Annotated in this window: 13 protein-coding genes; 1 reads left to right on the forward strand and 12 read right to left on the reverse strand. The window is 35.5% G+C overall.

Annotation, left to right across the window (positions count from 1 at the left end; all coding sequences use genetic code 11):
- Nucleotides 1–21 precede the first annotated feature (21 nt).
- The 5 genes from nagB to DMB65_RS02810 all read right to left on the reverse strand — a co-directional run bounded on the left by nagB (nt 22) and on the right by DMB65_RS02810 (nt 6,630).
- Nucleotides 22–1,950: a glucosamine-6-phosphate deaminase gene (gene nagB, locus DMB65_RS02795; RefSeq protein ID WP_110305152.1), complete on the reverse strand. Its 1,929-nt coding sequence runs from the start codon at nt 1,948–1,950 to the stop codon at nt 22–24.
- A gap of 31 nt (nt 1,951–1,981) precedes the next feature.
- Nucleotides 1,982–4,156 carry an alpha-N-acetylglucosaminidase gene (locus DMB65_RS02800; protein ID WP_110305153.1) on the reverse strand — a complete coding sequence of 725 codons (2,175 nt, stop codon included), beginning with the start codon at nt 4,154–4,156 and terminating at the stop codon, nt 1,982–1,984.
- Between the two features lie 616 nt (nt 4,157–4,772).
- Nucleotides 4,773–4,904 carry a hypothetical protein gene (locus tag DMB65_RS22580; protein WP_262511958.1) on the reverse strand — a complete coding sequence of 44 codons (132 nt, stop codon included), beginning with the start codon at nt 4,902–4,904 and terminating at the stop codon, nt 4,773–4,775.
- 213 nt (nt 4,905–5,117) lie between these two features.
- On the reverse strand, nt 5,118–5,318 hold the full coding sequence (locus DMB65_RS02805) for a hypothetical protein (protein WP_110305154.1): 201 nt from the start codon (nt 5,316–5,318) through the stop codon (nt 5,118–5,120).
- Nucleotides 5,319–5,619: 301 nt separating this feature from the next.
- Nucleotides 5,620–6,630: a hypothetical protein gene (locus DMB65_RS02810; RefSeq protein WP_110305155.1), complete on the reverse strand. Its 1,011-nt coding sequence runs from the start codon at nt 6,628–6,630 to the stop codon at nt 5,620–5,622.
- A 98-nt stretch (nt 6,631–6,728) separates the two neighbouring features.
- On the opposite strand from DMB65_RS02810, the gene DMB65_RS02815 reads away from it, so the two are divergent.
- A complete protein-coding gene (locus DMB65_RS02815) occupies nt 6,729–7,667 on the forward strand; it encodes a methyltransferase domain-containing protein (RefSeq protein WP_110305156.1) in 939 nt (312 codons plus the stop codon).
- Between the two features lie 113 nt (nt 7,668–7,780).
- Here the strand turns inward: DMB65_RS02815 and DMB65_RS02820 are convergent, their stop codons facing one another.
- From DMB65_RS02820 to DMB65_RS02850, 7 genes are all read right to left on the reverse strand, one after another.
- Nucleotides 7,781–8,134: a hypothetical protein gene (locus DMB65_RS02820; protein ID WP_123955252.1), complete on the reverse strand. Its 354-nt coding sequence runs from the start codon at nt 8,132–8,134 to the stop codon at nt 7,781–7,783.
- Complete coding sequence (locus DMB65_RS02825) at nt 8,118–9,569, reverse strand: RHS repeat domain-containing protein (RefSeq protein WP_110305158.1); 1,452 nt, start codon at nt 9,567–9,569, stop codon at nt 8,118–8,120. The genes DMB65_RS02820 and DMB65_RS02825 overlap by 17 nt, the downstream gene beginning before the upstream one ends.
- Before the next feature lie 241 nt (nt 9,570–9,810).
- Complete coding sequence (locus DMB65_RS02830; protein ID WP_110305159.1) at nt 9,811–10,530, reverse strand: hypothetical protein; 720 nt, start codon at nt 10,528–10,530, stop codon at nt 9,811–9,813.
- The gene (locus tag DMB65_RS02835) at nt 10,530–12,038 is read right to left on the reverse strand and encodes an RHS repeat domain-containing protein (RefSeq protein WP_110305160.1); all 1,509 of its coding nucleotides are present in this window, start codon (nt 12,036–12,038) and stop codon (nt 10,530–10,532) included. The genes DMB65_RS02830 and DMB65_RS02835 overlap by 1 nt, the downstream gene beginning before the upstream one ends.
- 509 nt (nt 12,039–12,547) lie before the next feature.
- Nucleotides 12,548–13,090, reverse strand: coding sequence for a hypothetical protein (locus DMB65_RS02840; RefSeq protein ID WP_110305161.1), 543 nt, complete (start codon nt 13,088–13,090; stop codon nt 12,548–12,550).
- A 2-nt stretch (nt 13,091–13,092) separates the two neighbouring features.
- Nucleotides 13,093–21,849, reverse strand: coding sequence for an RHS repeat-associated core domain-containing protein (locus DMB65_RS02845; RefSeq protein ID WP_110305162.1), 8,757 nt, complete (start codon nt 21,847–21,849; stop codon nt 13,093–13,095).
- Between the two features lie 51 nt (nt 21,850–21,900).
- Nucleotides 21,901–22,485, reverse strand: coding sequence for a hypothetical protein (locus tag DMB65_RS02850; RefSeq protein WP_110305163.1), 585 nt, complete (start codon nt 22,483–22,485; stop codon nt 21,901–21,903).
- Nucleotides 22,486–22,497 lie beyond the last annotated feature (12 nt).

Genomic DNA, 22,497 nt, shown 5'->3' on the forward strand with positions numbered 1-22,497 from the left:
TAATATATAGTTAAAATCTTATTAATAAATCCATCTCACGAAAGCCTCCATGGCTGCATAATGGGCTAATCCAAGTTCATGATATAAATCTGCGGTTTCTTTATTGCGATCTTCGGCTCTTTGCCAAAATTCTCTGCTGTCCGACCCCTGAAACACCACTCCGTCTTTTTGAGACTGGTGTTTAAAAATTCCTTTTCTCTTTTCCGTAACCTGATCCGGTCCCATTGGCACTGCCATTTCAATTTCATCTATTCCCCACTCCTGCCATGCTCCTCTGTAGAGCCAAACCCAGCAATCTTTCATGAAATCTTTTGTTTTCAAACGGGTTACTGCTTCAAAAACAGCATCCAGACAAACTTTGTGTGTACCGTGAGGATCTGCCAAGTCTCCTGCTGCATATATTTGGTGAGGTTTTATTCTCTCGATCAGATCCATTGTGATCTGGATGTCTTGTTCTCCTAATGGTTTTTTTTCTATTGTGCCGGTTTCATAAAACGGAAGTTCCATAAAATGAATCTGACTATCCGGAATTCCAACAAAATAGCAGGTAGACTGTGCTTCTCCTTTTCGAATTAGTCCTTTAATGTTTCTAACTTCGGGAATATCAATTTCGCTGTTCTTTTTATGCTGAAGAAATTGCAAGGACTGTTTATAAATAGCATCAGCTTCGACGCTTTTTATTCTGAATTTATCATTGTAATCACACACAAAACTGGCAAAACGCAATGCTTCATCATCTGCAACGGCAATATTTCCAGAAGTTTGATACCCTATATGTACTTCGTGCCCCTGTTCGTGGAGGCGTTTAAAAGTTCCTCCCATACTTATAATGTCATCATCGGGATGCGGACTAAAAATAAGGACACGTTTTTTGGCAGGTTCTGCCCTCTCCGGTCTTTTGCTGTCGTCTGCATTTGGTTTTCCGCCAGGCCAGCCGGTAATCGTATTCTGAAGTTTGTTGAAAATTTTAATGTTAATATCATATGCTGGACCTAAGTCTGCCAGTAAATCACTCATTCCATTTTCGATATAATCGGCATCTGTGAGCATCAGAATTGGTTTTTTTAAATATAGTGCCAAACCTAAAACCGCTTTTCGAATAAGATTGTCTGTCCAGATTACATTTTCAACGAGCCATGGTGTATTAATTCGGGTTAATTTTGAAGCAGCGGCTTTATCCAATACAAAAGTGGTGTTGTTATGTTCCTGTAAAAATGAGGCCGGAACCAGATTAGTTACTGTTCCTTCTACCGAAGCCTTAATAATATTTGATTTTCCTTCGCCCCAGGCCAATAATATAACTCTTTTAGCTTCCATTATTTTTTTTACCCCCAACGTAATCGCTGTTCTAGGCGTATTATTCAGTCCTGAAAAATCATTGCTTGCTGCTACACGCGTAATATGATCTAGGGCAACTAAGCGGGTTTTTGAATTTTGAAGTGATCCTGATTCATTAAATCCGATATGACCATTTCCTCCAATTCCTAAAACCTGAAGATCAATACCTCCCAGTGCTTCAATTTTGGTTTCATAATCAGCACAATAATCTCCAATTGCTTCTTTTGATAAAGTGCCATCCGGAATATGAATATTTTCAGGCAAAATATCAATATGATTAAACAATAATTCCTTCATAAAACGCACATAACTGTTAATGGAATCGGGTTCCATTGGGTAATATTCATCCAAATTAAATGACACTACGTTTTTAAAACTCAGCCCTTCTTCTTTATGAAGCCGAACCAGCTCAGCATACAAACTTTTCGGACTTGAGCCGGTTGCCAGTCCTAAGATGCATAACTGATTTTGGGCTTGCTTTTCTTTAATCAAAGCCGCTATTTCATTGGCTACTGATTTAGATGCTATTACTGAATTTTCGTAAACCACAGTACCAATATTCTCAAATCGTTTTTCAAAACTTGTCGCTTTGTCTATACCGCTTTTTAACATTGTCTTATTTTTTTATAGTTAATATTTGGTTTTAATACATTTCGTTGCTTTCGCACCATTTTTCCTCCCAGTTTTTTATAGATGCTCTTACTTTCTCTTCGTCAAATGATGTATTTTTGATGGCTGATTCTCTTTGTGCCTGCAAAAACATTCTCCATCTTGGCCAGTAAAAATCTTTGTACATCCCTTTCCAGGATCTTGAAGCATAATCATTTAAATGTCCTTCTCCGCCCCAAAGCGTTATTAAAGTTTTGGCATTTTTTACATACAATTTCGACTCAGCAGGAGTTGTTCCGTAGGCTGATGCTGATTTCAGCCAGTTATTCAGACTGTTCAAAGGCTGACCTGACATCATTTTATCAATATCCAAAGCCTGTTTTTCTATTTTTCCGAATAATTCATCGCCTTTTTTGAGGTCTTTTCTTTCATACGCTTTTACGCATTCCATCAACATTTCATCAATACAAAGCGAATAAAAATGCCTTGATGCGTCTATTAGATCATAATTGTACAGGTTCTTTTTGTCGTAATTTTTTGCCTCCTTATTCAAAATATCCAGAGCCTGTTTTAGTTTTTCTTTATCTCCCGGATTGCCTTTGAATTCAGTTACTTTTAATGTAGGTCTTTTAAAGAACAGATATGCTCCTGCCCAGTCATTCCACCAGCGGGTTTCCCAATATTTTGTGCTATAAACGGATTCGGTTAATAATTGCCAGCCCTGAAGAACAGCATTTGTAGTTTTTCCGTAACGGGCATCCAAATGTTTTTTTAGCCATTCATTTACCGGTTCTTTTCCCTGCCTCCACGGCAGGTCATAAATATATTCGTAAACTATCGAATTGTTATTCAAACCTTCAGGCATTACGCCATAACCAACGAGATTCCCTTTTTTAGGGTTTTGTAGTAAACCGGTAAGCTCATTTTTATAGAAATTTAAATCTCCGTAAACAGGATTTGATCCTCCATAATTATGCACATAACCATAACTCCATTGTTTTCCGTAAAAAGCCTCCTGATTTTCCCATACTTTATATCTGTCGTTTGCATAATCCTGAACGATCATTCGGTCATTTGGCACTTTACTCAGGAAAGCATTTGTGGCTTCTTTTGTCCAAAATTCTTTATTATCTCCAAAAAGCCAGCCTTGCATCACCCAGGTCGCTTTTGGAGAAGCTTCATTGATTGTTTCAAAAATGGTCTTTCCGTAGTCAGCCAGTTCTTCATATTTATGTTCTTCAGAAACGGGTGGTGTTATCTCGTTAAAGGAATCGGCCAGATAGAAATCTGATGGTCCGTATGTATGGGTATAAATTTCGATAAAACGTTTTCCTATTTCTTTAAACAAAGGATCATTAGGATCTAATAAATAAGTACTTTCAAATCCACCTCCCGACCACGATTTCAATTCGCTTATTTTTGAGTTGGGATGTGATTCTGCGAAAGCTTTTGGTACATATCCACTAAAGGCTGGTACAACGGGATGCATTCCCAGATCTCTCATTCGCTGCAATAATTTCTTTTGAATGTCTTTCTTTTTATCCATCCATTCCTGTGGCAACGGCCCATCAAGGCTGTTTATGTTTCCCATTCGCTGCCAAGGCAAAAATGCAGGTCCTGTAAAATGGGCCTGCAATTGTATGTCTGTTACTCCATACGCTTTCCATAATTCCTGCCAGACTGCCTCCTGACCTTCCAAAGCGGTCGGCAAATTAATTCCGTGAAGCGCCATCCAGTCAATTTCCTGTTCCCAGCGTTTCCAGTCCCACCAAGGTGTAGTATAGCCAAAGGTACAGGCGTTTAGGTATTTTCTATATTTAAAAGGAGTAGTCAGCTTTTTTGAATATGCAGGCCATGTTTTGGGCAGATTGATCCGTTTGCCTTCCCAGCTTACTGAAACAGCACCAATATCTTTTAGAAAAGTATAAGCCGCATAACAAATTGAAGTGTTTGATGTTGCGTTAATTATTACTTTATTTTCTGTTGCTGTTACTTCAAACAAATCCTGATTTTGATTTTCTATAATATGCAAATCAAATTGTTTTGCCCGATTACCAATAAGTCTTTCAATTACATCCAGGGCACTTTTTGTATTAGCTGTGTTTTGGGCAAACGTATTAGATTGTAAAAAAAACAGCAACAGAAAAAACAGTATGCCATTATTTATTAAGGAATTATAATTTTTAATTTCAAAACACTCACTTTTCATATAAATTCAAATTTAGATTAACAACAAAATTATTTTCTTAAGATTTAAGCATAAAAAAGAGGGAGATTATCAATAAATCTCCCTTCTTCAAATCACTAAAAAACTAACTCAAAATTCACGATCAATATTCTATTAAAATATTTACATCAAACAGTCATTACAAATCTTTCATCTCTTAACCAAACCAGATGATTAACTTATGATAAAATTACTGCTAAAGATTCTTTAAGAAATGGACACGTTATTCAAAATTATGGACATATTAAGCATTGCTTTTTTGTTATTTTACAGTATGAAATAAAAAACTACAACTTTCTTAGGGTTGTAGTTTTTGAGTGTTATTGTTGTGATAGGGAAAGATTAATGCATATAGTTGTATTACTATATCTGAAGTAAATCTAAAACTTCTCTATCTGCTGACTAAAAGTATTTAATTCTCCAGCTCTTGCTAATGGATGATTATGTCCAAAGAAAAATCTATTGTTTCTGGTTTAAAAACCGCTATTGAAACGATTACATATCCGTCTGTTATGATAGCCTCCTTGACGGGTTGTGGAAAGTAACTGCCCGAGCTCATTCTATTTCAAATTTTGTACAAATTGCAAAATAAATTTTCTTAGAATTTCTCCAAACTTTCTTTGTCAATACCTGCACTGTCTTTGTTAGAATTCACTTTGGAGTACGCTTCCCTGACCATCTTTTTGGTTATCGGAATTGGTTTTGTTTCTGTCGTAAATAAATTAGTCATCCTTAAAGATAGTTAAGTTGTTAATCTACCAACAACCGTATGATTGATGTTCTTCGCTCCATTCACATTACAAAAGCTCCATCACTACTACAAAACCATCCGCGATCCTTGTTGGCTTCGATACTATAAGCCTTGAGAGTATGCTCGCTTGTGCCGTTCTCTTACCAATCCAACAAGGACTTCCCGAATTCCGTATAAAAGCCTGAATAAAAGTCATGCTCCCTTTATTTCGTTTGCCTTATAACCAGTAAGCAAGTTCTCGCTATAATAATCATCCATTCTCGGAAAAATAGACTTTTGACAAAATGTTCCGATATGACACAACTTCATCGAAGGTTCACTTGCGTTCATCTCTCTTATTCGCACCTGACTGTTTTCACAGCCTTTTCCTCTTTCCGCCCAATACCTATCCATTACTTTCAAAGCAACGAGAGGTGGTTTGCAACCCTCGCTTGCACAACGATTGCGGTAGACCTACTACCATCTTTTATACAGCATTTAATCGTGTTCGCAACTACGACTCATTCACAGCACACTCCGAGCCATCGGGTTTGTTTATAACCGGCTTTTTAGTTCTTAGTTCCTAATTTAATCATCAATCATAATATTTTTTTAAACTTAATATTTTCATATTATTGGAAATAAACAAAAAAAGCAACTCCTTTTAAGAATTGCTTTTTTGTTTGACTAATATTTGTGACTCATCGTTGCAGGTTTATTGTTTTTTTTCTAATAAAGCTTTTACTTGATTTTTTAACTCTTCAATTTCTTGATTTTGTTTCTCGTTGATTTTGTTTTGCTCAATGATATATAATGTTAGCTCCTCAATTTTTTCTTGTTGAATTTTAGTCATTTCACCAAGTTTTAGACCATTTTCTGTAACTTCTTTGGCAGAGGGCACGTTTTGTAAATGACCATTGGCTGCAATATAAGTTTCAACTTCTTCTAAACTTGGTAACTTATAATTTTTATTAAAAACGTAATCTGCCCAAGTATTATAAACCTTAATCTCCTCAGCTCTAATTTTTCCTTTTACTGACAAACGATAAGTTTCTGTTCCATCTGTAAAGTTATAAGTTCCAATCCCAATATTCGAATCTGTAAGAATGTCTCCTTGTATTAAAGAACTTCCCTTAACAACAAACTTATGTGTAGCTATAATGGGTTCGTTTGCCCAACCACCAATAATTACTTTAGTGTTGGGTTTTCCCATCTGTAGATAAGCACCTTTTATATCTCCATAATCTTTAACCTTAAAAAACTCTGCTTTTTGAGCATCATTTAATACAAGTTCAGTAGTAGAATTTTCAAATAAATTAACGACAAATCTTTCTTTACCTGTTCTGTCTGACATATTAAACCCAACTAACTTTACATCATAAGGACTAGCCATTGACATATCATACATATTAAACACACGACGATTCGGGTAAGCGGGATTTATCGTTCCTCCCGAAAAACAAATACTTTCATCAATTCCAGCATCCCAATTAGCAAAAGTTTGATTACTAAACTCATTTCCGGAAAAGATTCCTTTTGTCCCTTTTATATTTCCTATAACTTCTAATTTCTGGGTTGGATTATTTATACCAATTCCTATATTAGTATTTGTTGTTGGAGAATTGGGTAATACATTTGATGCACCACCTGTTCCAGTACTAATTTGAGCTTGAGATAAGAAAGTAACTAAAAATATTAAAAAAGTCAATTTAAGAGAATTGTTCATATCATATTGTTTTATATGTAGTTAATAATTTACAAACATAGAAAATTTAATTAGGTAAATTTTATCAAAACAACTATATTTTCAATATATTAGCCTTTATGAACTGGAGAATAAAAGCATCATTACAAAAGATATTGGCAGCAAGTAAATTGGGAGATCAATTAAATCATCTTCCTGTTACTTTTAACAAAGAGTATCATAAAAATATTTTCCTGTACCAAACTCATGAATGTTTGAGAAAATTCAGTTATTGTAATTTAAATCTTAGAGTAAAATCTACAGCGTTAGAAATCGGAACAGGATATTCAATTCTTTCGTCAATAGTTTTGGCTTTATTAGGGTTTGAGAAAATTATAACGGTTGACATCACTAAAGATTTGAAGTTTTCAACCTATAAAAAGCAAATTGCTTTTATTGAGTCACCTTCTTTTTTGAACGAAATCGTATCAAAAAGCGTTTATGATGAAAATCAAATAAAATCGATGATTTCTTCAATAAAAGAAAAGAAATCGTTTTCTGCACTTTTTGAGTTTTTAAATATTGCTTATCTTGCTCCGTATACTTTTGAGGAAATAGAGAAACACGCTCAGTCATTCGATTATATCTCTTCACAAGTAGTTTTAGAGCATATTTCTCCCGATGTTTTAAACGAATTATTTCAAAAAACTAAAAGCTGGTTAACTAAAGATGGGTTCTGTGTACATACCGTAAATTTTATTGATCATTTTGCTAATCCGGGATTTTTTCAGGACAAATCTATTTCGGAATTTAACTTTTTAAAATATTCTGATAAATATTGGTCATTTTGGGCGAGTAATTCAATTGCTTATACAAACAGGCTTTCTTATATTTATTACATGCAATTATCAGAAAAATACGACTTAAAAGTAATTAGCTTTATTGGCGAAAATTACAGAAAAAGAATAGAGTTGGATTTAAATTTTATTCATAAAGATGTTATAAATAAGTATATTTCAAATCCAGAAACGGAAGATTTAACTAAGTTTCAGAGAGGAACTTTTATCATAAAAGCTTAACATTGTTTGTATCTAAATACTCCTGCTGTAGCGGTCGGGTTAAGCAATTAGTATAAAAACAAAAAACAGGCAAATTGCCTGTTTTTTTATAACCTTATTTTATTCTCGTTGTATTAGTTGACTATACTATCTAATATTGGCTCGCTTATTGACGGGTCGTCCACAAAATAACGAACATATATTTTTTTATTAATACACCAATTGTCATATTCGCACTTTTTATATATTACATCAGATGACACTTCTTTTTTATAAAGATTTCCATCAACACTATATTGATAATCTAAATAGTAATTTGCCAATCCAATCTCATAATAATCTGTAATATAACCAAATGTTATCTTTGGGTTAGATTTAATTTTATTTTTATCTAAATACTCTTTATAACTTTTTTTCACACTAAAAAAGAGAATGACAACAATTAATAATGTTACTAAAATACTTGATGGATTAATTAGTTTTTTCATCTTTTTTGAGCTCTTTTTTAATTTCATTAAGTTGAACCTTTCTAATAATATCTAAAACATACTTTTGCCCTTTTCCATCTTTAAGACCATCGCTTGCTTTAGTTAATGATAAACGTAAGCCAAATTCTGTCAAACCATCATTAATATTATTTATGTTAAGTCCTTTATCAACTGACATATTAACAAATGATTTAACTAAATCTCTAGCTTTTGAATTTTTAATAAAAACCGTTGCGGCAACATCGGTTATATCAACCTTTTTTATATCTCCTTTTACTAAAGTTTGAGCTAATGTTTCAAAAACAGCTTTTCCAACTGAAGTCTTTAAAAAAGAAAGTGCTTTTGGCCCTAAACTAAGCTCTATACTTGCACCTCCTGTAAAAACCATACTAACACCACCTATATAGTTTTGAAAAGTCTCATTAAACTTTTCAGAACCTTCAACTAAAGGATCTGGTTTAATAAAAAAGGTCTTCATAGCTTTAAGTCCCATTGAAATAGATTCAGTTGTAGCCTCTATTTTAGTACCTTCCCTATAAGATATTTTAGCAGTGTTTCCAGAGGCGTTAATCGTTAGCGTACCATTTAATGGTCCAGACCAATTCTCCGTTGTACTATGATATAGTGATTTCCCTTCTCCCCATCCTGAATTATTAGCAAAAGCTTTATAATAACTTGCTTTTGTTGCTTGCCATTGTATTCTGTTTTCAGATGTCCTTTCTATAACCATTGGTGGAGCATCTTTTGCAAGAATTACAATTTTACTTTCTAAACCATCTAAATCTACAGCCCAAATAGGACTATTACTTGCAAATTGGTAAGGAGTTAACCAAGGGTACGACTGAAATAATGGGTCTTGCGACAAAAATTTTCCAATCCTTGGATCGTAGATTCTAAACCCATAATCATATTGAGCTCCCTCACCCTTTATTTCATTATCCATCTCCTTACCGTTAAACCCGTAACGGTATCCATTAGGTTCACTAGTTCCGTGCCTATTAGGTACAAGCATCCCAAAAGGATAATAATCAGAATAACTAAGAACGTCAGGGTTAAACACCCCTGCTGTAGCGGTCGGGATTTTTTTGTCGCTTATTACCGCCAGTACATTGCCTAAATGGTTGGATAATTCAAAATGTTTATCACCAATCAAAGATACAAAATTTGTCGGAACCGGATCAGGTGTTCCGCTGGTAGTGGAGCTGTTATATACTACTAAGCTTTTGGTTTCCAATCCAAGTCGACTGCTACCAAAAATATGGTGTTCCTTAAGCGTCAATACAGACTCGTTGTTATTGGCCTGCACAGGCGTAATTTGTGCCACAAAAGTACTGCCCTGAGCCGCTGTGAAATTTTTAAGCGTAATAGAATTCCCTGCCTGCAGCTTTAAATTTCCGTTTGCACTTACGCTTGCAGTACTGCCATCACTGGTCATAAATATGTTATTGATGGCGCGTTTTAAGGCAACGCTATTGACATTGTAACTGTTTAAAAGCAGGTCGTTTTGCAGGTCTGTTTCTTTGGGTTTGAATTTTTCTTCATATACGCCAAGTACATTGCCCTGGGCATCAGGTTAATTACACGCGTTGCAAACGCTACCTTTTATATCCTAATTTAAGTAGGTACTCGATACAATCGAGCACCAGAATAATTGACAAACGAGCGCCAGTGGGATTTTATTTTTTCAATATTTTTACCCCACTATTTTCAAATAGAAAACAAATTTCATTAAATACATCAAGACCCAAAACCTTAATTATTTTTTCATGATGTAAAAAATCAACTTTCAGATTCGCTAAAGAAGTTGAATTAGTATAAATTTCGGTTAAACAATCTCCTAAAGTATAGGTGTAATCACCGAAATATCCTCTATTTCCAAAAAATGTACTAGCTAATAAATAATAAAAATCGAGTTCTTCATTTACTATTGAACAATCAATAATATAATCTTTTCTAGAAACTTCTTTTGATAAACCAGACCAACTACCACAACAATAGATATAACTTTTCTTGTAATCTTTATCCATTTTCCACCAATCTATATCTTCATTATTTTGCCATTTATAAAATATATCTATAATTCTTTGATCATAAATGGTTCCATCTATTGGAATAAGTAAACCGAATATTTTTAAATACTCATCTTGAATTAAATCATCAATCACAAAAATACCAAAGTCCAGAAGATGTATTTTTACATTAAACTTATTATAATAATAAATTTGAATGTTTACTACATCTTCTTGATTAAATGTTACTTCTTTTAAAAAATGAAAATCTTTTAATGAAAAAAAAGATGCAGACGTATACATTTCTTTCTCTAATTTAAGATAACTGCAATATCCAATTATGACATTATTAAAAACAATTCTAATTTCTAAAATTTCTTTATTCATTACGGATTTTTGGGTGTAAATTTATGTATATTTTGGTAATTAACATCACTACTATAACCATATGTTGTTGTTGTTGTTGTTCCATCGGGATTTATGGTTGTTTTTTCAAGCACTCGATAATGAGTACCGGAAGGACCTTCCGCTTCCCACTCTAGTGCACCAGTAAATTCTCTGTTATTCTTACCTGAAAAACCTTCTCTATTACTATAAATTTTTTGGCTGCCATCAGGATTTACCCTTGGAACTCCATTTCCTCTAACTATTTTTTTAATAGCTTGATTTATATATTTATTTGCGACTGGAACAAACTCAGGAAGTGGAATTCCAGAATAAAATTTTCCAGTATAAAACTTGATTCTATATCTTTTTATTAGATCAAGTTTAAGTTCTGAAATTTTGAATTTAGATGCTTTAGCTGTCCCAATTTGTATTAAAGTCCCAAGTATTTGACCATGAACTTGCCCCTTTGTATAATTATCTAGTTTATCCCAATTGGAAATTATAGATATTATTTGTTCTGTTTGTTTTTTTAGCCCTATACCTTGTGAGCCTAAAATACTTCTTTCGATTTCATCTGGAGTTTTATGCTTAAAAATTGTTAGATCAAAAGGTTTAGAACTAAGCCAATCTTTAAAATTTTCTTGCTCCCCTTGTGTCATGTCTTCAAGATCAATCGTACTTAAGATTCCATCATACAGTCCAACATTATACATAATCTCTTTCTTCTTTTTAAGAGAAATGTCTTTGGAATCTATAATCTTCAATGCAAAATTTCTTGAGGTAAAATTATCTCTTATCCAAGGTATAGCTTTAAAGAGCAATCCTAAAGGATCAATAGGGATTTCACCTTCACTATCAATAAATTTAATAGGATTATTTGCTGAAAAATTATATGGGGATAAAGATTCTAATTCTCTCCACTTAGGATCAACACTGCCCCATCTTCCAATCCTTGGATCAAGCATTCTAGCACCAAAATCATAGCTATTTCCCTCACCCTTTAATTCGTCATCTTTTTCCATACCATTAAACCCATAACGGTATCCATTAGGTTCACTAGTTCCGTGCCTATTAGGTACTAGCATCCCAAAAGGATAATAATCAGAATAACTAAGAACGTCAGGATTAAATACCCCTGCAGTAGCGGTAGGGATTTTTTTGTCGCTTATTACCGCCAGTACATTGCCTAAATGGTTGGATAATTCAAAATGTTTATCACCAATCAAAGATACAAAATTTGTTGGAACCGGATCAGGTGTTCCGCTGGTAGTGGCGCTGTTATATACTACTAAGTTTTTGGTTTCCATACCCAGTCGGCTGCTTCCGAAAATATGGTGTTCCTTAAGCGTCAATACAGACTCGTTGTTATTGGCTTGCACAGGTGTAATTTGTGCCACAAAAGTACTGCCCTGAACCGCTGTGAAATTTTTAAGCGTAATAGAATTCCCTGCCTGCAGCTTTAAATTTCCGTTTGCACTCACGCTTGCAGTACTGCCATCACTGGTCATAAATATGTTATTGATAGCGCGTTTTAAGGCAACGCTATTGACATTGTAACTGTTTAAAAGCAGGTCGTTTTGCAGGTCTGTTTCTTTGGGTTTGAATTTTTCTTCATATACGCCAAGTACATTGCCCTGGGCATCAGGTTAATTACACGCGTTGCAAACGCTACCTTTTATATCCTAATTTAAGTAGGTACTCGATACAATCGAGCACCAGAATAATTGACAAACGAGCGCCAGTGGGAACAGAAAATGTGTAAAATCGCTCTTAAAAGCGTTTCTGTTTCAAAAAGATATGATTAAACAATTAGTATAAAAGCAAAAAAGCAACTCATTTACGAGTTGCTTTTTTTGCTAATTACCCGCGTTGCAAACGCTACCTTTTGTCTTCTAATTTAAGTAGGTACTCGATGCAATCGAGCGCCAGAATGACGAACAAACGAGCGCCAGTGGGGAATTGTTTGTATCTCAATCGTTGCGGGCACGGAAAACATTTCCGCGCTATCATTGCGTTTTTACAAAACATCCAATAGATCACCTATTTCAAGCCATAAATAGCTTCCCATCATTTCTACATCAATCCCTCTCTGGACAACTTCAATAAATCCAGTTGGTATCCAACAAAATAAATTTGCTTTTTCACATTCATAGTCATTATTATTATCAATTATATAAAACCAAGTATCTATTGGAGGCACATCTGACTCATCAAAAAAACAATGACTATCAACAATTGCAGCCCCATCATTTGTAGTTAATCCAATTGTGAAACAAAGTATCTTGCCATTATATGATAATTTATTTTTAACCGAGATTCTCCTAGAAATTGCTTGTTCTAACGCCAATTCATAATTTTCTACATTATGCTCATCAATATTCCATGTGGTATAATCTCCATCGAATGAATACAATGGAATACCATTAATAACTGGATTTGTCTTTCTAAAAACAGTTCCATAAAAACCATTTTGAAAATCAAAGTCTCGAGAAAGTACATCTGTCCATTCTACCGCAAGGTTAAGTTGTTTTAAGAATTCTTCTTTATTTATTCTAAACATATTTATTTTCTTTCGGAAATTAATTTATCAATCAATTCAACTCTATTTGTTTGTTCTTGATATTTAGCATCACTTGGTTTGTACTCAGCCCTAATTTCTAAAGCTCTTTTTTTATATATTTTCAATGTTTTAATCGATAGCCCGTCCGGAATAATAATTTTATCTGTTCTATACATATCAATTTTCCCTTTAATTACCTTTCCATCAGAAGCTCTAACTTTAGGAATAGTTTTTACAATATTAGATTTAAAAAAATCATCAATTATTGAAAAATCTTTTCTCCCTTTTAGACGTCCTAAAGTAGTAAACCTAAATTTAGACCCCAAACCAGCCAATCCTCCTGTTTCACTTTCAGCTTCAGCTTCCAAAACACCAATAGCACTTTGATATCCAGCTATATTCAACCACTGATCTGAACTAACAGAACTCCAACCACCATAATTACTTGGCCCTCCATGTTTTTCAGCTGCTCGCATTTCAGCACCAGAAGAAAAAGTCCATGTAACGTCCTCAGTAGAGATACGATCGCCATCTAAACCAGCTGTTATTGTGACTGTTCCGTGTACAATATATTCTTTCCTTGGATTCTTGACTGTAACACCATATCCTGAATTTTTTGTAGTGTGTACAATTTGTTTTTCTATAATATCTGTGGAATGAGAGTATTTCAAATATGGCTTACCATTTTTAGGTTGAACCAAAGTATAATGCATCTGTTCCAATCCATCCAAATCAATAGCCTGGATAGGCGTGTTGCTTGCAAACTGATAAGGTGTTAATTCAGGATAAGATTTCGTCAAAGGATCCTCATTAAAGAACCTACCAACTCTAGGATTGTACATCCTCATTCCATAATCCTGGAAGTTTCCTTCACCCATTATTTCATCATCTTCTTCTTTCCCATTAAACCCATAACGGTATCCATTAGGTTCACTAGTTCCGTGCCTATTAGGTACTAGCATCCCAAAAGGATAATAATCAGAATAACTAAGAACGTCAGGATTAAATACCCCTGCAGTAGCGGTAGGGATTTTTTTGTCGCTTATTACCGCCAGTACATTGCCTAAATGGTTGGATAATTCAAAATGTTTATCACCAATCAAAGATACAAAATTTGTCGGAACCGGATCAGGTGTTCCGCTGGTAGTGGCGCTGTTGTATACCACTAAACTTTTGGTTTCCATACCTAGTCGGCTGCTGCCAAAAATATGGTGTTCCTTAAGCGTCAAAACAGACTCGTTGTTATTGGCCTGTACAGGTGTAATTTGTGCCACAAAAGTACTGCCCTGAACCGCTGTGAAATTTTTAAGCGTAATAGAATTCCCTGCCTGCAGCTTTAAATTTCCGTTTGCACTTACGCTTGCAGTACTGCCGTCACTGGTCATAAATATGTTATTGATGGCGCGTTTTAAGGCAACACTAGTAACATTGTAGCTGTTTAAAAGCAGGTCGTTTTGCAGGTCGGTTTCCTTAGGCTTAAATTTTTCTTCATATACGCCAAGCACATTCCCCTGGGCATCGTGAGCATAATAAGTGGTGGTGATAAGGCCCGGTTTCACTTCTTTTTTAGCGATTCGGTTTCCTAAGCCATTGTATTCAAAAGCATAGGTTACAGTTCCTTTTACGACACTTTTTACTTTTCCGTCAACACGCCAGTTTATGAGTATCCCTTCAGTTTTATCTTCAATAAGCTGTCCTATATCGTCATAAATATAATTATGCGTTTCAGGATTATTGATATTATACGTTATGCCAGGGGTTAAGGCAGCCAGTTTGGTCACCTGATCTTCTAAATCGCCAACAAATGTTGCTGCCGGTATCGGAGCCGCATCTTTAACCAGGGCCAGTTTATTGCTGTTTCGGTAGGGCTTGCCGGCTTCATTAGGATACTCATAGGTTAGTTTATCCATGTCGGTTGGTACTCCGTTGCTGTTTGGCGCTTTCCTGTTTAGAGTCTGGAGGTTTCCGTTTTTATCATACGAATAACTCGAATCGTAGCTGGTAGTTCCGGAAGTCGCGTTAGGTACAATCGCACTGGAAGTCATTTTTGTTATACGATTGAGCTGGTCATACGTATAAGTGTTCTTTTGAATGTTAAGCAAACTGCCATCGGTTTTGCGTATTGCAGTAGTCATTTGCTTGATGTTGCCATTAAACAAATCTTTTGAATTGGGCTGAATCGTGCTATTTCGGCTGTACATCAAAGGTTTGAAGCCCGAAGTTTCATCGGGACTGCCAATAGACTTATAATCTGTGTCGTAATAGTTTAAAGAATATCCAAAAGCATCAAATGTTTTGGTGGTTCCTGAAGCCAGTCCGTCTTGTCCCATATCATTGGCAGCAGCGGTCAGGTTTTCACCATTTACGGCTTTAAGCCATCCTTGCAGTGTATAGGCATAATCGATACCCTGTACTTTTTTATTCCCTAGCTCAACTCGTGCCAGAGGACCGTGGAGATAGTATTTATAATTCGCTTCTTTTTCCCATAGCACATTGTCTGATGAGGTCTGTACATCAACAATTCGATTATCTGCATCATAATTGTACTTATGAATAAATAAATCAGGCTTATTAGGCTGAAAGGTCACTGTATTTACATTCCCGCTGATAAGGTCATAATCGTATACGACTCTTTTGATATGTTTTTCGCAATCATTTTTGGTAGGAGAATAACAATTAGGATCTCTAAGTGCCGAATAATAATTGACTACTTCTTTTACATTGCCATGAATATCGTAATTATATAAAATAGCATTGTTGAAATTCAGCGGAGACGCCGCTATATAAGTGTCATAATAAAAAACACCAGTTACCCTGTTTATATTATTGAGGGCAGGAGTAGTAGATTTATCCGAAAAGAAATAAGATGCATTTCGGGTATATACAGGAGGAGTTACTCCCAGCGGAACCGAAGGACTCCAGTTTTCTACAGCAACATCATCAGAATATACGGTTCGGGTGACTTCGCCCTTGCTGGCAATATTATCGGTAAAGCCATTCACTATCGCAGCACCTCCATAAACTAATTTTCCCTCATCATTGATCGTATAAGTCGTTGCTGCAGTTGTATTTGGATTCTGCACTTCGCCGGCTTCCAAAATACGGCCTAATCCATCGTAGGCAGTATAACTGAATCTTACCGATCCTGATACCGGCTTGGCTTGATTTGCATTTTGTGAGGCAATAATTCGGCCTAATTTGTCGTAAGCGAAACGGGTTTCACCACCATCAGGCGTTTTTTGCCACACCAATTGATTTAATGTGTTGTATTTGTATTGGGTTTTAAAGGTGTGGGCAGGCTGCAACGCTGTATTTTCTACAGGATTGTTGGCGGATGTTCGGTACGCATTTATATTGTCGTTTGCGGCCTTATTCAAAGTCATACGCTGTACTCCTTCAGGTGCCACAGTCTGGGTAAGGTTTCCTGCCTGATCATAATAGTATAAGGTATATTGATATTCCTTATCGGTATAATTCATATCAAAAGTCTCAACTGCAGTCATCGCCTGAGTAATATAATCTTTTATGAATTTCTGTTTTTTGGCTTCTATAACACTGTTGTAAATATCATTACCAAATGCACCATCTATATTAATACTAAAATGATCGCAGGTTTTTGCTTCATCAGCAGGCATTGGGCTTGTGAAAGTATTTGACAGGGGAGCCGGCGGACATAAAGTATTGGTTTTCCTAAATTCTATATTTACCCAGTTATTCCAGTTCAGTAAATCGGCATCAGTTGCATGAGCTACGTAATAAGCGGAATATTGTGTAATGGCATTTCCGATATCTGAAAAACCATAATTAAGATAGGTATTTCCAAATTCTGAAATGGTTCTGAAACGAATATCGTGTGCGGAGTTTAAACCAATACTTTTCATTTGATTGATATAAGCCTTGTAACTATCAAAAATATATTGGTAGTTGTTCTCACAAAATTGTACGGTGGCAACATCGATACTGTAATTGGACAGAGCAGCAGGAACCCCACTTTTGCCATTTATAAATTCGATGTATTCCGTTTTTTTGGCACTGTCGCAGGCAACGGGTGCTACAGGCTGCGGGATACATCTTAAAATTGGACAATCAAAACTACGGCCTGGTAAAGTCATTGTTCCATTAACGCTATATATTAGTCCACGTTCTAAATGATATTTTAATGAAAACCTAAATGTCGGTGATGAATAATTACTTATTTCAAAAGAGATAAAAGTCTGGACAGTAGGAAAATTAGATCTATTACTAAAAAAGAATTTTGCAACAATTACATTTCCTTTTTTTATGAAGTAAGTAGCACCGGAATCTCCTGGGACCTTATACCAAACTGTTAAGGGATCCACACCAAAAAACTCTTCTAAATGAGTATTTTTATAAGAAACATAATTTGAGATATTAACAGGAGTGGTAGATTCTAAATTGTAAGCTAACTCATTAAAAAGTTTTACAAAATCGGTCTGTAATTCAGTTATTTGATTATAATTACATTCGTTAGATGAACCTGCATTCGGATTTAATACTTCTCCAATGCTATTAGTGTCAACTCCACATTCGCCTATTGGGGCAGAGGTTGTTCCTGTTAATAGAATTTCTCCAATTTTTACAGCATTTGATCCGTTACTGATTTCAGCAATTACTTTGAATTTGAAAATACCGCTTCCTGCCGTAGAAGCTGCTTTATCATAGAAAAATTGTTTTAGATTGATAATTTTCCAGGTCGAGCCATAAACAGACCAGTTGTAAGTAGATGATGGTGTAGTCAAACTTGTAATACCGCTGGTGATGCTGGGTGTAGTACTGCTAAAACGGATGTCTAATTTTGTTCCCGAAGAAGTCGAGTTGATAGTAAGTGTAGCAGTAGGTATTGCAACGCCCGGGGATAATGCTTTTAATAAATTAGTACTTAAATATTGCTTATTAAATGTTGAATAAGTAGCATTTGTAGTAGTAAACGTAATAGGAAGAATTGGATCTTTAAAAAAGTTATTTAAAAAAAGATCTAAATCTGATAAAAGTGGACAATTACCTGTTTGGGCATAGACCTGATAATGGTTTACAGCTTTCGCATTAGTGACTACTGTATTAGGATCTGCTGAAGAATCATAACTATAATCTGTCGGAATAAAACGTCTTTCCAGTTTTGCATATAGAGGTGCACTGCTGCTGGCGCATAATGTGCCTGAAGTAGTGATGGACTGGATGGCATTGTTGATCGCTGTTTTTTGGGTCGCAAAACTGCTGCTCAGCACATTGGCTACATTTTTAGACTTTTCCGGACCAATACAACCATTATATGTTTTTTTCTCTAAAGCATAAAGGTTCATATAAATGTGCTTTATATTGGCCTTTAGCCCCAGATATAAAGATTTATAGATGTTCCATATCGCATCTTTTTGTTCTGGTGTTGCTGAACTAAATGCTGAGTTGCAATTAGTAGTTAAAGGCGAACACAAGACGGTCTTAACCGCATTTTGAAACATTGTCAAACTGACATTATTGGCATCCTTGGCATAATTGGTTTTTAGTGCCTGATACATGATACTGGTATTGCCAGAGGTATTTGGGTTATATCTTAGAGCAGGCTGGTTAGTGGTTTCAATACCAGCACTTGTAAAACTTTGAAAATAGGGGTCGTTGGTGTAAATGAAGTCAAAATTTCCTGAGGAATCAATGAACCCATTTGATTGTGCCTGTAGAAAAGTAGTGGTGTTTTGGACACGGTTGTCATAATCGTCTGAATTTAAGGTAACAGAAACACCGTTAATTGTAACAGTTTTTGTGATTCCACATAGTGCTTTGGTGTACACCAGATAATTATATTCCGGATGATATTTTACCAATGAAGCAGCCCAGCCATCATCCCATTTGACAATAAAATCTTTATTGTGTTTCAGGTATTGTGGCAATACCTTATAGGTAATTGAATTATCAGGGTTAGTGATTTCCCGTTTACCCGCTGGTGGAATATCACTATACTTATCAATTTCAGGGTCAAATGTAATTTCTCCATTTGCAGCAGTTGTAGTTTCTAACTCAATCCACGGAATGGATTCATCCTCATTTACATAGGGTGTTGTGGGTTTTTTCCAGTTATTTCCAGAAGTTGAATTATCAGCATAATAAAATAATTGGTTTCCTGTTATGCTTTCCGGACTTGTATTATTAAAGACACTTACTTTATAGGCAGGATTTGGTGTAACCGGAAGATTTTCATCATTAACATAGGTATTCGATGTAGCTCCGTATTGGCCATTTGGGCTCACATCCGCCAGCAGCATTCCTTCATTTACATCGCATGAAGGTGCAAATACAGCATCAGGGTCACAATATTTCTTACATTCACTGCTTAACAAATCCCATTCTTTAGAAAAACGGGTCGTTAAGCCTGATTTTTCTTCTGCGTCAATAGCAGTACCATTAGTATTTGTAGCACCATTAAGCTGAACATTAATGGTTGTACCAGTAATCGATACAGTAATTAAAGTACTGGAATAATAGGCGTTAAATGAATTCTGGATATATGCTGGTTTTTCTCCTAATTTATCCTCGCAGGTTTTACAGCTAAATTTACAATTTTCAATTAACAGTGATGCATCTGCCTTATATGCATTAGGGTTTATATAACAGGACGAACTAGGGGTGGTCAGTTTTTTTACATAGTGGGCTGCATAAGATTTTAATGCACTTTCATTTACTTTCAGCTCTTTTGATAAACTATATTTTCCCGCTGTGAGTTGAGGGGTACTAAGTCCACTAAGGCCACTTTTGTTTATTGTAACTCCTGCCGGGATTCCATCTAATTTTTTTTCACCTAAAGGCTGGTGTACAGGCGTTGTTAATTGTTCTTCTCCACAATTGTTTTTAAGGGATATATCCAGATCGTAAACAAAAGGATAAGAAAAAGCAGGGGTCTGGCATTCCGGCTGAAAAGAACTGCTTTGATTGAAAGTATAACTAAAACTATAAGGTATAAGATCTGAAACTACAATCTCCTTAGTAATTGTTTTTTTATCCAAATTGCCTTTAAATGAACCACTTTCCTGCAATGTATTACTGGTGATTAAATTGTTGTTTATTGGACTGCCTGCGCTTGTTTCCTCAGGAAGGCTCTCTAAATTAGTAAAATTTGCTCCTGCCAGCGCAGTTGCAATGGTTCTTCCCTGCGGATCTAAATAACTTACAGAAATTTGGCCATTAGGATCAATTACGGTGTTTTTTTTGTAATGGGAAACATCTCCCACTTTATAACCAAAAAGTCTGTTTAGTTCTATATCTGACGGAACTCCGTAAAAATATTTCATTTCATGGCCGGATCCCAGTTGGTGTTTGTCGCCAACGCCTCCTTTGCGCGAAATTCTTCCGGTGTTGTCCGGTGTATATTCTGTCTGGGAAAAAGGATACAGTTTTGCATCCGGAATAAAGTTTCGATTTACAGAAGTTGAGAAATCATTATTTGCCGAGTAGTATCTGCTTGCCCCTGAAACAGTATTGGTCATGGACGCTGTCGTAGTTGTACAGCTATTTGGGCCATAATCAAAATTTTTATTTGAATATCGGGTAGTGGCATTAAACAAATTATAATTTGGAAAATAATGAATTGTATTATCGGCGGCCGGAGTTGGCAATACCTCAATAGCAGGCCTTCCCTGAGTATCATATATAACTTCACCTACAATAGCAACATTGTCTGAGTTTATTTTGGTAACGGTCTGGCGATTTCGGAGAGATCCGTCAAAATAACTAACGACTTCTTTTTTCTTCCCGTCTTCGGCATAACTGGCCTGAAATTGCCAGTTTTTATTATTTTCATGCTCGGCTATTGTAATTTGATTGGGCCAGTCTGCAACAGTTGTTTTTGCTCCGGTTCCTGAACTCCAGATTCCATATGTTTTTGCATTTTCATTAGTAGCATTTCGCCCTATCCCTCTTATTCTGTACATCAGATACCCTTTGCTGTAAATTTGTGGAATATCGTAATTATTTGCAGATCCATTTGCTTTTATTACAATTCGGGTATTATTCAAATCGAAATTTCTTTCCGTAAACGGAATATTTTGAGGAGGAGTAACAGCAGTACTGTTTGTTTCACTATAATTATCAACCCATGTCCATTCTAACTCGTATTCAATGGCTCCTGTTAAAGCGCCCCAGGAAATTTTAACGGCTGTTGCATTAGTATTTGTTGTTGCTGTTGGGCTAATTAAAGTCGTAGCCAAAGGATAATATCTTCGGGCCTTGAATCCCATATTTACCGTGACATTATTTAGTTGGGCAGTGGCAGAAGAAATTGGAATTACAGTATTGGAAAGATCTTTTACTACAATGCTGTTAGAAACCAAGGCGACTTTAATCCCAAATTTATTTTTGATTTTATAATAATTTAAGTCGCTAAAAGCAGGGCTGACGGTACTAAAATTATGATTGTAGTTGACAGTCATAGTTTTGGTAACCATTTCGGCCGTAAGTAAAGTTCCAGACTGGTCATAAGGTGTAATCTCAAAAGCCGCCGTGACGCTATATCCGGTATAAGGTGCTTTTTCATTGTCTATTGCCAATGAAAAATAGCAATAAGCATCTATGTTTTTTTGATTGGGGATATTGTATTCAGAATCCAGAACAGTACCGGCGGTAAAAGTTCGTAATGGTGTTGGGCTAAAACTGCCATATTCCTGTTCTTGTACCTGAGCGTGGGAGAACAGTGAAAAGCAAAATGCAACAAGCAGATAGAATTTTTTGATCCAATTTTTGAATATAATGTCCATATATTTTTAATATTGATTTGGAATTAAAAGTTTTGTGCTGAAACAGATTTTTTATGGCGTAATTTTAGCCGTACTGCTTCTGGTTTCCTGTATGGTATAAATTCCTTTTTCGGTTTCTTTTTTTACCCGGATGAGTCCTCCCTCTAAGTCATATTCATAAAAGGTGGCATAGTTGTTTTCATCTAATTCTGCTATCAGTCTTTGGGTGTCTTCATCATAAACAAAACTTTTAAGACTTCCATCGTAGGGATAAAACCGTATGTCATCAAAATAACAGTTTGGCGAAGTTCCGCTACAATTTAAATCAATTTTGATATTTGCATTTGCGTCTAATATTGGTATAGGCGGGATTTCCAGAATACCAATAATTCGCTGCCACCCATCAATAATTGTCCCGGAAGGAGCGCAGGTTATGGTCTTGATGACGGTGGGATTATTTACTGAGACAGCTATTGAAGAATTGGTATAAGTTACAGGCAATATTGTTTGCGTTTCTTTTACCCATCCGCTTACAATATACTTTGTTGCTGAGGTAGTAGAAGTGAGAGGCATGAAAGAGCCCTCATCATTACTTTGAGCGAAAGAAGCTGACATAATGACCAGGAATAGGGTGAAGGTGTATATTGTTTTTTTCATTTTTTACTATTT

The sequence above is a fragment of the Flavobacterium cheongpyeongense genome, assembly GCF_003202435.1.
Lineage (GTDB): Bacteria > Bacteroidota > Bacteroidia > Flavobacteriales > Flavobacteriaceae > Flavobacterium > Flavobacterium cheongpyeongense.